At 53.8% G+C, this 14,455-nt stretch carries 12 protein-coding genes and 1 pseudogene; 6 read left to right on the top strand and 7 right to left on the bottom strand.

Annotation, left to right across the window (positions count from 1 at the left end; all coding sequences use genetic code 11):
- Window positions 1-27 precede the first annotated feature (27 nt).
- A complete protein-coding gene (gene tsr / locus N7268_RS08300; protein ID WP_260862453.1) occupies window positions 28-1,692 on the bottom strand; it encodes a methyl-accepting chemotaxis protein in 1,665 nt (554 codons plus the stop codon).
- Between the two features lie 365 nt (window positions 1,693-2,057).
- On the opposite strand from tsr, the gene btsT reads away from it, so the two are divergent.
- Genes btsT through yjiA form a run of 3 tightly spaced genes read left to right on the top strand, consistent with a single transcriptional unit; the run spans window position 2,058 to window position 5,422 of the window.
- On the top strand, window positions 2,058-4,208 hold the full coding sequence (gene btsT, locus N7268_RS08295; protein ID WP_260862452.1) for a pyruvate/proton symporter BtsT: 2,151 nt from the start codon (window positions 2,058-2,060) through the stop codon (window positions 4,206-4,208).
- 50 nt (window positions 4,209-4,258) lie between these two features.
- Window positions 4,259-4,453, top strand: a complete 195-nt coding sequence (locus N7268_RS08290) for a YbdD/YjiX family protein (RefSeq protein ID WP_003830038.1) — start codon at window positions 4,259-4,261, stop codon at window positions 4,451-4,453.
- Window positions 4,454-4,465: 12 nt separating this feature from the next.
- Window positions 4,466-5,422 (top strand): GTPase, encoded by a 957-nt coding sequence (yjiA, locus tag N7268_RS08285; protein WP_260862451.1) that lies wholly within the window; start codon window positions 4,466-4,468, stop codon window positions 5,420-5,422.
- A gap of 44 nt (window positions 5,423-5,466) precedes the next feature.
- Here yjiA and N7268_RS08280 read toward each other — a convergent pair whose 3' ends face one another.
- The 6 genes and pseudogenes from N7268_RS08280 to N7268_RS08255 form a co-directional block, all read right to left on the bottom strand.
- Complete coding sequence (locus N7268_RS08280; protein ID WP_260862450.1) at window positions 5,467-5,769, bottom strand: BrnA antitoxin family protein; 303 nt, start codon at window positions 5,767-5,769, stop codon at window positions 5,467-5,469.
- Window positions 5,756-6,042 (bottom strand): annotated as a pseudogene (locus N7268_RS08275) (BrnT family toxin). Before N7268_RS08275 ends, N7268_RS08280 begins: the two are co-directional and overlap by 14 nt.
- A 194-nt stretch (window positions 6,043-6,236) precedes the next feature.
- Window positions 6,237-7,301 (bottom strand): DUF2955 domain-containing protein, encoded by a 1,065-nt coding sequence (locus tag N7268_RS08270; RefSeq protein WP_260862449.1) that lies wholly within the window; start codon window positions 7,299-7,301, stop codon window positions 6,237-6,239.
- Entirely contained in the window at window positions 7,291-8,358 is a 1,068-nt protein-coding gene (locus N7268_RS08265; protein ID WP_260862448.1) for an HlyD family secretion protein, read from the bottom strand. The genes N7268_RS08270 and N7268_RS08265 overlap by 11 nt, the downstream gene beginning before the upstream one ends.
- Before the next feature lie 6 nt (window positions 8,359-8,364).
- Entirely contained in the window at window positions 8,365-8,829 is a 465-nt protein-coding gene (locus N7268_RS08260; RefSeq protein ID WP_260862447.1) for a MarR family winged helix-turn-helix transcriptional regulator, read from the bottom strand.
- 230 nt (window positions 8,830-9,059) lie between these two features.
- On the bottom strand, window positions 9,060-10,010 hold the full coding sequence (locus N7268_RS08255) for an Rpn family recombination-promoting nuclease/putative transposase (RefSeq protein ID WP_260862446.1): 951 nt from the start codon (window positions 10,008-10,010) through the stop codon (window positions 9,060-9,062).
- A 527-nt stretch (window positions 10,011-10,537) separates the two neighbouring features.
- Here N7268_RS08255 and mdtM point away from each other — a divergent pair.
- The 3 genes from mdtM to N7268_RS08240 all read left to right on the top strand — a co-directional run bounded on the left by mdtM (window position 10,538) and on the right by N7268_RS08240 (window position 14,448).
- Window positions 10,538-11,779 carry a multidrug efflux MFS transporter MdtM gene (mdtM, locus tag N7268_RS08250; RefSeq protein ID WP_260862445.1) on the top strand — a complete coding sequence of 414 codons (1,242 nt, stop codon included), beginning with the start codon at window positions 10,538-10,540 and terminating at the stop codon, window positions 11,777-11,779.
- Between the two features lie 96 nt (window positions 11,780-11,875).
- Window positions 11,876-13,156, top strand: coding sequence for a DUF445 domain-containing protein (locus tag N7268_RS08245; protein WP_260862442.1), 1,281 nt, complete (start codon window positions 11,876-11,878; stop codon window positions 13,154-13,156).
- 140 nt (window positions 13,157-13,296) lie between these two features.
- Window positions 13,297-14,448 (top strand): double-cubane-cluster-containing anaerobic reductase, encoded by a 1,152-nt coding sequence (locus tag N7268_RS08240; RefSeq protein WP_260862441.1) that lies wholly within the window; start codon window positions 13,297-13,299, stop codon window positions 14,446-14,448.
- Window positions 14,449-14,455: the final 7 nt, after the last annotated feature.

Below are 14,455 nucleotides of genomic sequence, written 5' to 3'. Positions count from 1 at the left end.
GATAAACGTCTATCCGGCATCACGGGCTTAGAACGTTTCCCAGTTATCCCCGGCATCCGTCACCGCCGCTTTACGCGGCTGAACAGGTGTTGCGGCCGGTTTTGCAGCAGCCACATCGCGCGCACGCTGTTGATCATGCTGAATACGGAATACGGCAACGGCCTGCGTCAGGCGGCTGGCTTGTTCTTCCAGCGCCGCCGCCGCAGCAGCAGACTCTTCCACCAGCGAGGCGTTCTGTTGCGTCACCCGATCCATCTCAGCAACGGCCAGACCAACCTGGTCAATGCCACGGCTCTGCTCGTCAGACGCGGAGGCGATTTCACCCATAATATCGGTCACGCGGGTTACCGCATTGACGATCTCATCCATCGTTTCACCGGCGCTTTCAACCAGCGTTGAACCGACATCCACACGGCTAACAGAGTCTTCAATCAGGCTCTTGATCTCGCGGGCAGCCTGCGCACTGCGCTGAGCCAGGTTACGCACTTCCCCTGCCACCACGGCAAACCCACGTCCCTGTTCGCCGGCACGTGCCGCTTCAACCGCCGCATTCAGCGCCAGAATGTTGGTCTGGAAAGCAATACCGTCGATCACACTGATAATATCGGCGATTTTCTGCGAGCTGGAGGCGATATCACGCATGGTTTGCACCACGTTATCCACCACCTTACCGCCTTTCTGCGCCGTTTCAGAAGCACTCAGCGCCAGATGACTGGCCTGACGCGCATTTTCGGCGTTCTGCTTCACGGTGGCGGTTAACTCTTCCATGCTGGCTGCCGTTTCTTCCAGAGAGGCCGCCTGCTGCTCAGTACGCGAAGAGAGATCATTATTGCCCATCGCAATCTCGCTGGCGCCGCTGTAGATCGCGTTAGCACCGTTGCGCACGTCGCCCACCGTTCTCATCAACTCACCCTGCATGTGACGCAGGCTTTCTGCCAGTTGCCCAATCTCGTTGGAACCTTCCACGTCAATACGCTTTACCAGATCGCCGCTGGCAATGTGACGAATGCTGTCGATCAAACGATTCATTGGCGCGATCAGCGAGAACTTAATACCAAACCAGACAGCGATAATGGCGGCCAGTACGGTAATCAGTACGCATACCAGTACCCACATCGCCTGGCTGTAAGAATGGTTGTTGTCTTCAACAGCAATGTCATACAGACGATCGTTCTGCTGCATGTAGCTCATATACTGCTTTTCAAAACCATCCTGATAGCGTTGCGTCGGTTGATCGAAAAACGCATTGATCTTCCCTTCACCCAGCAGTTGGATCAGCTCCGCCAACGCGCCGTGGTAGATGTCATAGGTCCGGCTGATCTCCTGAAAAGCGGCTTCGCTCTGACGCGGATCGCGCGGAAGCGATTCATAGGTCGCCCAGTTTTTTTCCGTCAGTTTCAGGGCGGTGCTCGCCACCTGCATCAACTCCGCAACGGTCGCACCGCTGCCGATATTGCTCTGATCCATCATATAGCGAATACCCGCACGGTTGAGGGTATTTCGTGTTTGCAGCAGTTCAACCCAGGTGGCATTCAGCGCAGACTGCTGCTGGCGGATGGTTTGCAGAACGGTAAAGTTCTCTTTGTCATTCTTTAGTGAGTTAAAGAACAAACCGCCAGAGGCGAGCTGTAAAAGGCCAAACAGCGCCAATACCAGCAATAAGCTGGTCACAATCTTCATTCGTTTTAACATGTTTTCTCTTTCCGCTAGACAGATGTCAGAATTTTCGGCCTGAAAAGGGAAAACTTTACGGAATTCGTGCTTACTGAATCGTTCTCAGCAGCGACGATTCGTCGATCCCCGTCGCCAGTCGGGGATCAAAAAGGACTTATAAGTGATCTCAATCACATAATTTTCGCCCCCTGTTCCTCCCCGCAACCGCTCACTGACACGTAAGACCGCTTAAGCTGACATACAACCACTCACTTATTTACCTTACTTTACGCGCGCGTTTCTCTGGCAAGATCCTCTGCAACATAGCAGTCAATTTACCTCCTCAAACACAAGATCAAACCCAAGCGGCTTCGGCCAATTATTAATCTGATACCAGGTTTACTATGGATACGAAAAAGATATTCAAGCACATACCCTGGGTGATTCTCGGAATCATCGGTGCATTCTGCCTCTCGGTAGTGGCATTACGTCGGGGTGAACACATCAGCGCCCTGTGGATCGTGGTCGCCTCTGTCTCTGTTTATCTGGTGGCTTATCGCTACTACAGCCTGTACATCGCCCAGAAGGTGATGAAACTTGACCCAACGCGTGCTACGCCGGCGGTCATTAACAATGATGGTCTGAACTACGTTCCTACTAACCGTAACGTATTGTTCGGCCACCACTTTGCCGCTATCGCAGGTGCAGGTCCGCTGGTTGGGCCGGTGCTGGCCGCGCAGATGGGTTACCTGCCTGGTACGCTGTGGCTGCTGGCAGGCGTTGTGCTGGCGGGTGCGGTGCAGGACTTCATGGTACTGTTTATCTCTTCCCGTCGTAATGGCGCATCTCTGGGTGAGATGATCAAAGAAGAGATGGGTCCGGTACCGGGAACCATTGCCTTGTTCGGCTGCTTCTTAATCATGATCATCATCCTGGCGGTGCTGGCGCTGATCGTGGTGAAAGCACTGGCTGAAAGCCCGTGGGGCGTGTTCACCGTCTGCTCAACCGTACCGATTGCGCTGTTCATGGGGATCTACATGCGATTCCTGCGTCCGGGACGTGTCGGCGAAGTGTCGGTGATTGGTATTGTGTTGCTGGTTGCCTCTATTTACTTCGGCGGCGTGATTGCCCACGACCCGTACTGGGGCCCGGCGCTGACCTTTAAAGACACCACCATTACCTTTACGCTTATCGGCTACGCATTTATCTCTGCGCTGCTGCCGGTATGGCTGATCCTCGCACCGCGCGACTATCTGGCTACCTTCCTGAAAATCGGCGTTATCGTTGGCCTGGCGGTAGGTATCGTTATCCTTAACCCAGAGCTGAAAATGCCGGCGATGACCCAGTACATTGATGGCACGGGTCCGCTGTGGAAAGGTGCGCTGTTCCCGTTCCTGTTCATCACCATCGCGTGTGGTGCGGTATCGGGCTTCCATGCGCTGATTGCTTCGGGTACTACGCCGAAACTGCTGGCTTGTGAAACCGACGCGCGTTTCATCGGTTATGGCGCAATGCTGATGGAGTCCTTCGTCGCGATTATGGCGCTGGTTGCCGCGTCCATCATCGAACCGGGTCTGTACTTCGCGATGAACACCCCGCCAGCGGGCTTAGGCATCACCATGCCGAACCTGCATGAAATGAGTGGTGAGAACGCACCGCTGATTATGGCACAACTGAAAGACGTGACCGCGCACGCCGCGGCAACCGTGAGTTCCTGGGGCTTCGTGATTTCGCCTGAGCAGATCCTGCAAACCGCGAAAGACATCGGTGAACCGTCCGTACTGAACCGCGCAGGTGGTGCACCAACGCTGGCTGTCGGTATCGCTCACGTGTTCCATAAAGTACTGCCGATGGCTGACATGGGCTTCTGGTACCACTTCGGTATTCTGTTTGAAGCACTGTTCATCCTGACCGCTCTGGATGCAGGTACCCGTTCTGGCCGCTTTATGCTGCAGGATTTACTGGGTAACTTCGTTCCGTTCCTGAAGAAAACCGACTCGCTGGTTGCTGGCGTCATCGGTACGGCAGGCTGCGTAGGTCTGTGGGGCTACCTGCTGTATCAAGGCGTGGTTGACCCGCTGGGCGGCGTTAAGAGCCTGTGGCCGCTGTTCGGTATCTCCAACCAGATGCTGGCCGCTGTGGCGCTGGTTCTCGGTACCGTGGTACTGGTTAAAATGCAGCGTACCAAGTACATCTGGGTTACCGTGGTTCCGGCAGTATGGCTGTTGATCTGCACCACCTGGGCGCTGGGTCTGAAACTGTTCAGCACCAACCCGCAGATGGAAGGCTTCTTCTTCATGGCGAACCAGTACAAAGAGAAGATTGCTAACGGCGGTGAACTGACCGCACAGCAGATTGCTAACATGAACCATATCGTCATCAACAACTACACCAACGCAGGCCTGAGTATTCTGTTCCTGGTGGTGGTGTACAGCATCATTTTCTACGGGTTCCGTACCTGGCAGAAAGCCCGCGCCATCAACGGTCGCTCTGATAAAGAGACGCCGTATGTACCGGTGCCGGAAGGCGGCGTGAAGACCTCTTCACACCACTAAGATGTATTCAGCCCCGCTCCGGCGGGGCTTTTCGCTTATCAGGATTGTTTATGTTTGGTACTTTAGGTCAGGCAAAAAAATACCTCGGTCAGGCGGCGAAGATGTTGATTGGCATTCCGGACTACGACAACTACGTCGAGCACATGAAGACCAACCATCCCGATAAGCCGTACATGACCTATGAAGAATTCTTCCGCGAGCGCCAGGAAGCCCGCTACGGTAGCGGCGGAAGCAGTTGCTGTTAGAAGGAGATGTGAATGACCCCGATTGCAGTTACCCTACTCACCGGTTTTCTTGGCGCCGGTAAAACCACCCTGCTGCGCCATATCCTCAACGAGCAGCACGGTTACAAAATTGCCGTTATCGAAAATGAATTCGGCGAAGTCTCGGTGGATGATCAACTGATTGGCGACCGCGCCACGCAGATCAAAACGCTGACCAACGGCTGCATCTGCTGTACCCGCTCCACTGAGCTGGAAGACGCATTGTTAGACCTGCTCGATAACCTCGACAAAGGCACGATCAATTTCGACCGTCTGGTCATTGAGTGTACCGGCATGGCCGACCCCGGCCCGATTATTCAGACCTTTTTCTCCCATGAAGTAATTTGCGAACGTTACCTGCTGGACGGCGTGATTGCGCTGGTTGATGCGGTACATGCTGACGATCAGATGAATCAGTTCACCATCGCCCAGTCGCAGGTCGGCTACGCGGACCGCATTCTGCTGACCAAAACCGATGTGGCAGGAGAAAGCGAAAAGCTCCGTGAACGCCTGGCGCGTATCAACGCCCGCGCCCCGGTTTACACCGTCACGCATGGCGATATCGACCTCTCTTTATTGTTCAACACCAACGGTTTTATGCTGGAAGAGAATATCGTCAGCGCCAAACCGCGCTTCCACTTTATCGCCGACAAACAAAACGATATTTCGTCTATCGTTGTTGAGCTGGATTACCCGGTCAACATCAGCGACGTTTCCCGCGTGATGGAAAACCTGCTGCTGGAATCCGCCGAGAAACTGCTGCGCTACAAAGGCATGTTATGGATTGAAGGCGAACCAAACCGCCTGCTGTTCCAGGGCGTCCAGCGCCTGTATAGCGCCGACTGGGACCGCCCATGGGGCGACGAACAACCGCACAGCACCCTGGTGTTTATCGGCATTAATTTGCCGGAAGATGAGATCCGCGCGGCGTTTGCGGGATTGAAGAAGTAACACCCTCCACGATTGCCCGATGGCACTCATCGGGCATCAACTCACTATTTCTTATTTTGCTCGCGCAGCATCGCTTCACGCAAAATGGCATTAAGGCGCGTCTGGTATCCTTTTCCAGGGCGTTTCAGCCACTCCATCACATCGGCATCAATACGCACAGACGCCTGCGTTTTCAACGGGCGGAAAAACTTACCGCGATTAGCCTCTGACCACTGCTCATCTTCGGTCACGGGAATGTCGCTGTAATCAATATCATCATCCGATTTATTCGCCAGCGCTTTCAGTTCAGCGTCATGCTGAGCATTCAGCGCGGATGCGCTGCCGCGTTTATGTTTAACCATGCTCATAACGATTCCTCTCTTTACGGTCTGCCTTTCTGGCGCTGATGATGCGAATAATTTCATTCCCACTTTCAAACCGAACACTATGTGCAACCAGAATGACACAATACCGTGCATCATCCCAATGGTCTGCCACCGATACTCACCGTTCTCATAACGATCCTGACGCGACAAATGCCGGGGATCGTCAAATACCAGAACCGCATCCTCAAATCGAACGCCATGTTTACGGTGGTTGCTTTGTGCCTTGTTTGCATCCCACTCAAACTCTGTTGGCATGAATTTCATCCCTGATTGTATATACAAAAAAGTATATACAATTATCCTGCAATTATACCTCGATTGTTGGAAATAGCTTCACGTTTTGACGATCATTGATTGAATGTTGTAGGCCGGATAAGCCGCAGCCGCCATCCGGCATAGGCAGAAATAATCGCTCAGATGCCCGATGGCACTGCGCTGTCGGGAACCACTCACTCCGTAATCACAAACCGCGTCGCGGCAAAGCCATTCAGGATCCGGTGTACCAGAAAAACCATCGTTAATGTTGCCACCAGCGCCACGGTGACGGAGGTGATGCGATACAAATCGCTGAACACCAGGTCCTGATCCGGGTGCAGGTTCTGGCCGAACATAATGCCGATAGTGGTGATACTGGCAAAACCCACGCCCGCACCGACTTTCTCCATCACATGCAGGCGGGCACTGAATGCCAGCCCGAGGCCGATCAGCGGCATCATCAGCACCATATGGTTGCTGAAATCATAGATAAGCAACTGCACCAGCAGAATATACAGGCAGGCCAGCACCACGCCGACCACGCGCCAGATCGAGCTGATCACCGCGCCGCGGTAGTGCATCGGAAACAGGATCAGAATGCCCGCCATCAGCGCCGACAGCGAATCGCTCAGATCGCAAAGCTGGAAGATGACAAAAATCATCGTCGCCACCGTGCCGGAAAGCAGCGACTCGTGGCGAACTCGCGCGGCATCTTTCTCAATACGCGGCGGCGGCTGGCGCGGCTCGACGTCCGGGATCAGATAGTGCAGCAGCGCGCTCAGCGCCACCGCCATCACGCAGGCCTCCATATTGGAGAACATCAACGTATGCCAGTTGGTCGTGGGATAGCTCATAAAGTTGAGCATCGTGCTCTGACACACCACGCCCATCGAGCCGAGCAGAAACAGCGGCCCTTTGCTCATAAAACGAAAACGCATCACGTACAGGCCAAACACTACCAGCGTCATCATCAGCGGCCACTGCGAGAGATAGCCGACAATCAGCACCATTTCGACGCAGTTCACCGCCGCGCTGAACACGAACTGGCTTGCCACATGGCGGTTGAATACCGGTACCAGCGACAGCAGCATCAGCGGGTAAACCACAAAGAACACGCCGTATTGCACGTTGTAGAAGGTCGAGAGACTCAGCGCGATTGTCCCGGCAACAGCGATACGCAGGGTCTGGCGAAAATCATTGGCGGTGTAGACGATATTCCCGTGCGGGGTAAAGACGTGAGCCAGCGTGTTAATAGACATAGTGAAGCCAGCTCACGAGGTGGATCTGTGCTCCGGCAAAGGTGCGTGCAAACGGTCCATCACTGTTGTAAAGCTGCACCGTCGCGCGCGCGCCGGTCGGCAGCGGTGCATCCAGGGGTTTATCCAGCGCCACATGAATGCGCATACGCTGAGCATCACGCACCCAGCGGGTGGATTGTTCTGGCTGCGACAACTGACCATTGACCTGTTCCTGACCCGCCAGAATACCGGCATCGCTGCTGGTAACGCGTGCAGAAAAAACCTTACCCGGCATGGCATCGAACACCACAGCGGCATCAGTATCTACCCGGGTGTGACGCAGACTTTTCTCGCGAAAATCAGCCACGATGTCGGTCTGATGGCTGACCAGCGCCAGCAGCGGCGTGGCAGCAGTAGCGTAAAGACCGGGGCTAAGCTGAAGGTTGCTCACCGTGCCGTCAGTCTGTGCATGGACCTTCGTCCAGGCGAGATTCAGTTGTGCTTCTTCCAGCGCGTTGCGGTATTTTTGCAGCGTCACATTGCGGTTGTCATCGCGCTCGCCGCGCTGAATCAACAGGTTCTGAATACTGGCGCTGAGCGCTGCCACCGACTGCTCGCTGGTCTGCCAGGTGGTGCGCACCTTGTCGAGATCCGACTGCGAGACATTCTGCATCGTGCTCAGACGCTGATAGCGATCAAAGGTCGTCTTATCGTTACGGGCGGTAAATTGTGCAGTGCGCAGATTGGCGCGCGCAGAGGCGATCTGCGCATCCAATTGTTGGTTGCTCAGCTTCGCCTGCTCAAGGGCGATTTGTGCGGCCTCGACTTTGTTGATGAAAGGTGTCGGATCCAGCTCATACAGCAGTTCGCCCTGCTTAACCTGGCTATTGTTGGTCACATAAACCTGTGAGACATAGCCGGAAACGCGGGAGGAAACCGGCGTCACCACGCGCATCACCGTGGAGTCCGGCGTCAGCGGGATCCAGATATCGGCAACAATAAACCAGGCGAATATCACAAGGAAAGCGGCAATACTCACCCTTACCCAACGGGCAAATTTTTGTTCTGGGGTCATCATCGTTTTTTAGTGTTGATTGTCTTCTTCGCGGATTGTCCGCAAATTGCAGGCGATTTGATTTAAGGTGGCGCTGAAGGAGGCAAGCTGCGCTTCAGGAATCGTGCAGGTGACGCGGTGTTGATAGTCCTCGATCACCCGGTTTAACGCTTCCAGCCTTGTACGACCTTGCGCGGTCAACGTCAGCAGGCGGATGCGTTTGTCATAAGGCGATGTGGAACGCAGCAGATAGCCCTGCTTTTCCAGCTGCGAGAGGGTGCGCATCAGCGGCGGCAGTTCAATGCCCTGCACATCCGCCAGTTCACTGACTGAGACATTATCGCCCAGTTGATGCAACTGCATCAGAACCGTCCAGCTTGACTGTGTCAGGCCGGTGTCAGTGATGGCAGCATCAATAATGGCACGCCACTGGCGCACGACCATTGCCATGCGCATCCCCATCGGGCGGCAGGCGAACCGTTCATCTTCAGTCATGTTTCTTTCCTCTCGTTGCAGGTTAGAAAATAATACTTACCAGGATAAGTATCAAGAAACAGACTGTCAGTAAGCATAAATTGATAAACGCGATGAATATAAAAAAGCCGGGAGTGATCACGCCCAGCTTTTATCGGTGGAAGAAAAATCACGCCACCGGAGCGTATCGCAGCCCAACGTCAGGTATCACAGAGATGACCGGGCTGGAGAGTACCCTGCTCCGGTGATGCCTAATGGCTTAACTGCTGCAGATCCTCGACGGAAAGCCGGGTAATCTTTTGTACTGTGCTGATATCGATACCGTCTGCCAGCATGGTGCATGCAATACGCCGTGCTTCGGCGCGTTGTCCTTCCAGCATCCCTTCTTTTTTACCTTCCAACCTACCTTCTTGTAGCCCTTCCATCCTGCCTTTTTGTAAGCCTGCTTCATGCAATCTTTCCGCAATTGTCATCAAATGCTCCTTATGTTGCGGCGAACGCTCGGCAACCTCACGGATAAACTCATTGAATCGAGGGGCATCGCCGGTGCATAAAATATAATTAAACAGCGTCTTTATCTGGCTGTCATTAGTGAATCCGGTAAGTAACAGGGAAACGATTTGCTCAACCAACCCCATAAGATCGCGCTGGCGAATATGTTTTTGTATTAACTCCAGCAGCGCCATGCGCCGATGCTGCACAATCTCATCATCCGGGATGACCGTAATGTCCACCAGTGGAAATGCCGCAGCGTAAAGCTGCCGTGCCAATTTCGGGTTGGCGAATTCATCCAGCCAGCACAACGAGTAGGGATACGGGCTTTGAGTACCATGGTAAAACAACATTGGCACCACCAGCGGCAGTTGCTTATGTCCGGCATCTAAGTGTTGCTGCATTGCCGCTATCGCATAACGCATCAACCTGAACGCCATATGTGCATCCGGTGAACTCTGATGCTCAATCACGACGTAGATATAACCATCACCTTCCGTCGTTTTCAGTGACCACATCACATCCGAGTAACAGGCACGTAAATTCTCTTCAATGAAACTGTCAGATTCCAGTTTCAACGTTTGCAGGTCACACGATTCACGCAACGAAGCAGGTAAATGAATCTCAAGAAAATCCCGGGCGGTCTCAGGGTGATGTAAAAACGTTTTAAACACCGCATCATGCGGCGTAGAGGTCGGTGCTTTGTGCATGGCGATCCGTCACCTGGAAACAAGATGCCATCACTTTAGCGATGATAAATCATCCCCTCACGCCACTCTTTTTATCTTTGCGAGGCGTTTTCAGAGATAAACCCGACTTTGTACAACCCCCTCATTTTTCTGGAATCCACCACGCGGTTTACCGTTACTCATCGTGGCTCTTACAGTGGGTCATTCTGCGATTTCTGCTGAGATTAGAATGGGTATTTTCTGACAATTAACCAGAAAAACGCGTTTGATTAACATCGAATTAGAATTACACTGCAAGTGACTACTTTCCGTTCAACTTACTCTTCCTGAGGTGCGATGTGCTGATTGTGACCTGTAATCGTTACGTTTTCTGACCCGAATCAGTGAGCGTTTTTCCTGTTTGCGTTTCGTGCAGGCAGTGTTTTTGATTACATGAAATTCAGTACATTTGCAGTCTGTTTTCTTTCTGTCATCGGTCTGACGTCTTTAAGACGGTATTGAATTTCGCTATTCCCGTTGAGGGTTTTCTCCCGACAAGGAGTTGTTTTATGCAACGGATTTTCGCGTTTTTCTCCCAACGCGCTACGACGTTTTTTTTCCCTTGTGCGTTGATTCTCTATGACTTCGCCGCCTATCTGTCAACAGATCTCATCCAGCCAGGTATCATCAATGTGGTGCGGGATTTCAACGCCGACGTCAGTCTGGCGCCTGCAGCGGTCAGCCTTTATCTGGCGGGCGGCATGGCGCTACAGTGGTTGTTAGGGCCGCTTTCCGACCGAATTGGCCGCCGGCCGGTGTTGATTGCGGGCGCGCTCATCTTCACTCTCGCCTGTGCAGCCACGCTGTTCACCACCTCCATGACGCAATTTCTGGTCGCTCGTTTTGTTCAGGGCACCAGCATCTGCTTTATCGCCACCGTGGGGTATGTGACGGTGCAGGAGGCGTTTGGTCAGACAAAGGCGATCAAACTGATGGCGGTCATCACCTCTATCGTGCTGGTCGCGCCGGTTATTGGCCCGCTCTCCGGGGCGGCGCTGATGCACTTTGTGCACTGGAAGATCCTGTTTGCCATTATCGCCGTCATGGGTCTCATCGCCTTTATTGGCCTGCTGATGGCTATGCCGGAAACTGTCCAGCGCGGTGCGATACCGTTTAGCGCACGCAGCGTACTGCGTGATTTCCGCGACGTTTTTCGTAATCGGATCTTCCTGTTTGGAGCCGCAACCCTTTCATTGAGTTATATCCCGATGATGAGTTGGGTCGCGGTCTCACCGGTGATCCTGATTGACGCGGGCGGCATGACTACCTCGCAGTTCGCCTGGGCGCAAGTGCCCGTATTTGGCGCGGTGATCGTGGCGAATATGGTCGTGGTTCGTTTTGTGAAAGATCCGACCCAACCGCGCTTTGTCTGGCGTGCCGTCCCCATCCAACTGAGCGGGCTGGCCGTACTGATCGTGGGCAACCTACTGTGGCCGCACGTCTGGCTGTGGTCAGTGTTGGGGACCAGTCTGTATGCATTCGGTATCGGGATGATCTTCCCGACATTGTTTCGCTTTACGCTATTTTCCAACAGCTTGCCGAAAGGTACGGTTTCCGCGTCGCTGAACATGGTGATCCTGACAGTGATGGCGGTTGCTGTCGAAATCGGGCGCTGGCTGTGGTTTCACGGTGGCAGGCTTTCGTTTCACCTGCTGGCGGTGGTTGCTGGCATCGCCGTTGTGTTCACGCTGGCAGGACTGCTAAAACGCGTGCATCAGCACGACGTCACCGAACTGGCGATTGAGAAATAAACCGTTGCCGGATGGCGCTTATCACCGCGCTGTCCGGCCTTCGATGCAGATCACAATTTTTGCACGATCCTCCCGTCTGGCTCTATCCTTACGTTTATGAATAAAATTGCTGAACTCAAACGCGCCAAGCGACTGGCGCTCTCTCTGTTGCTCATCGCTGCCGCGACGTTTGTCATCACACTGTTTCTGCCGCCCAACTTTTGGGTCCTCGGCATCAAGGCGATAGCCGAAGCAGCGATGGTGGGCGCACTGGCGGACTGGTTCGCCGTGGTCGCGCTGTTTCGTCGGGTTCCCATACCATTTATCTCGCGACATACGGCGATTATTCCGCGCAATAAAGAGAGGATTGGCGAAAATCTGGGTCAGTTTGTGCAAGAGAAGTTTCTCGATACCCAGTCTCTGGTGGCGTTGATCCGCCGTCATGAACCGGCACTGCTGATCGGCAACTGGTTCAGTCAGCCAGACAACGCCCAACGCATTGGTCAACATTTGCTACAGATCATGAGCGGTTTTCTGGAACTGACCGACGATGCCCGGATCCAGCGTTTGATCAAACGGGCAGTGCACAAGGCGATTGATAAGGTTGATCTCTCCGGGACCAGCGCGTTAATGCTGGAAAGCATGACCAAAAACAATCGCCATCAGGTCCTGCTGGATACGCTGATTTCGCAATTGATCGCCCTGCTGCAGCGCGACAGTTCACGGGCGTTTATTGCTCAACACATTGTGCGCTGGCTGGAGACCGAACACCCGCTAAAAGCGAAGATCCTGCCGACCGAATGGCTGGGCGAGCATAGCGCCGAACTGGTGTCTGATGCGGTTAACTCCCTGCTGGATGATATCAGCCACGATCGGGCGCATCAGATCCGCCACGCCTTCGATCGCGCCACGTTAAAGCTGATCGACAAACTGAAACACGATCCAGAGATGGCGGCACGGGCGGAAAGCCTCAAAAGTTATCTGAAAGAAGACGACGCGTTTAACCGCTATCTGGGTGGGCTGTGGGCAGACCTGCGCCAGTGGGTGAAAACGGACATTAACGCCGACGATTCCCGCGTCAAGCAACGCATCGCCAGCGCGGGTCAGTGGTTTGGTGAAACGCTGGTTGCCGATAGCGCCTTGCGTACCTCGCTGAATGAGCATCTGGAGCAGGCCGCGCGTAAAGTCGCACCGGAGTTCGCCGCCTTCCTGACGCGCCATATCAGCGATACGGTGAAAAGCTGGGATGCGCGGGATATGTCACAGCAAATTGAGCTCAATATCGGTAAAGACTTACAGTTCATTCGCGTCAACGGCACACTGGTTGGCGGCTCTATCGGCCTGGTGTTATACCTGTTGTCGCAAATTCCCTCACTCATGACGCAACCCTGGTTTTAGCAATAGCCACGAACAGAGGGATCTGAGTCCTTTAACGACACCAATGTGGCACATCGCGAGGAAGATCAAAAAACACACACAAAATGCAGGGCTATAATGCGAGGTCTTTTCATTGCTCCCGTGTACGGGGAAGGAAAACCATGTCGCTTATCACCGATTTACCCGCCATTTTCAACCAATTCTCCGATGCTCGTCAGAAAGGCTTTCTCACCGTCATGGATCTTAAAGAGCAGGGCATCCCGCTTGTGGGAACCTATTGCACCTTTATGCCACAAGAGATCGCGATGGCCGCAGGTGCGGTGGTTGTTTCGCTGTGTTCCACATCGGATGAAACCATTGAAGAAGCCGAGAAGGATCTGCCGCGTAACCTGTGTCCGCTGATTAAGAGCAGCTACGGCTTTGGCAAAACCGACAAATGCCCCTACTTCTACTTTTCCGATCTGGTCGTGGGTGAAACCACCTGCGACGGCAAGAAGAAAATGTACGAGTACATGGCCGAATTTAAAGCCGTGCATGTGATGCAACTGCCTAACAGCGCGAACGATGCCGCCTCCCGTGCACTGTGGAAAGCGGAGATCCTGCGTCTGCAACAGGCAATCGAAGCACGCTTTGGTACACCCATTACCGAAGCGGCACTGCGTGAAGCCGTCATTCTCAAGAACCGTGAGCGCCGCGCGCTGGCGAATTTTTACCGCGTTGGGCAGCTTAATCCTCCTGCCCTCAGCGGCAGCGACATTCTGAAAGTGGTGTACGGCGCGACCTTCCGGTTTGATAAAGAGGCGCTTATCGACGAGCTTAACAGTATGGCTGAACGTGTTCGTCAGGAGTGGCAAGATGGCAAACGCCTCGCGTCACGGCCTCGCATTCTGATCACCGGCTGTCCCATTGGCGGAGCGGCGGAAAAAGTGGTCCGTGCCATTGAAGACAACGGCGGCTGGGTGGTGGGCTATGAAAACTGTACCGGTGCCAAAGCCACCGAACAGTGCGTTGCGGAAAATGGCGATGTCTATGACGCGCTCACCGATAAATACCTCGCTATCGGCTGCTCCTGTATCTCTCCTAACGATCAGCGTCTGAACATGCTCAGTCAGATGATCGAAGAGTACCAGGCCGACGGCGTCGTCGATGTTATTTTACAGGCCTGTCATACCTATGCCGTTGAATCACTGGCGATTAAACGTCACGTGCGCCAACACCATCAGATTCCTTATATCGCCATCGAAACGGACTACTCCACTGCTGATATCGGCCAGCTCAGCACACGTGTCGCGGCCTTTATTGAAATGCTGTAAGGGATCC

This window comes from Citrobacter sp. Marseille-Q6884, from assembly GCF_945906775.1.
Lineage (GTDB): Bacteria > Pseudomonadota > Gammaproteobacteria > Enterobacterales > Enterobacteriaceae > Citrobacter.
Note: the sequence above shows the minus strand (reverse complement) of the source record. Positions and strands in the feature narration are given on the sequence as shown.

Coding starts and splice junctions, on each gene's coding strand:
- tsr (WP_260862453.1), bottom strand. CDS start 1,692: ATGTTAAAACGAATGAAGATTGTGACCAGCTTATTGCTGGTATTGGCG.
- btsT (WP_260862452.1), top strand. CDS start 2,058: ATGGATACGAAAAAGATATTCAAGCACATACCCTGGGTGATTCTCGGA.
- N7268_RS08290 (WP_003830038.1), top strand. CDS start 4,259: ATGTTTGGTACTTTAGGTCAGGCAAAAAAATACCTCGGTCAGGCGGCG.
- yjiA (WP_260862451.1), top strand. CDS start 4,466: ATGACCCCGATTGCAGTTACCCTACTCACCGGTTTTCTTGGCGCCGGT.
- N7268_RS08280 (WP_260862450.1), bottom strand. CDS start 5,769: ATGAGCATGGTTAAACATAAACGCGGCAGCGCATCCGCGCTGAATGCT.
- N7268_RS08270 (WP_260862449.1), bottom strand. CDS start 7,301: ATGTCTATTAACACGCTGGCTCACGTCTTTACCCCGCACGGGAATATC.
- N7268_RS08265 (WP_260862448.1), bottom strand. CDS start 8,358: ATGATGACCCCAGAACAAAAATTTGCCCGTTGGGTAAGGGTGAGTATT.
- N7268_RS08260 (WP_260862447.1), bottom strand. CDS start 8,829: ATGACTGAAGATGAACGGTTCGCCTGCCGCCCGATGGGGATGCGCATG.
- N7268_RS08255 (WP_260862446.1), bottom strand. CDS start 10,010: ATGCACAAAGCACCGACCTCTACGCCGCATGATGCGGTGTTTAAAACG.
- mdtM (WP_260862445.1), top strand. CDS start 10,538: ATGCAACGGATTTTCGCGTTTTTCTCCCAACGCGCTACGACGTTTTTT.
- N7268_RS08245 (WP_260862442.1), top strand. CDS start 11,876: ATGAATAAAATTGCTGAACTCAAACGCGCCAAGCGACTGGCGCTCTCT.
- N7268_RS08240 (WP_260862441.1), top strand. CDS start 13,297: ATGTCGCTTATCACCGATTTACCCGCCATTTTCAACCAATTCTCCGAT.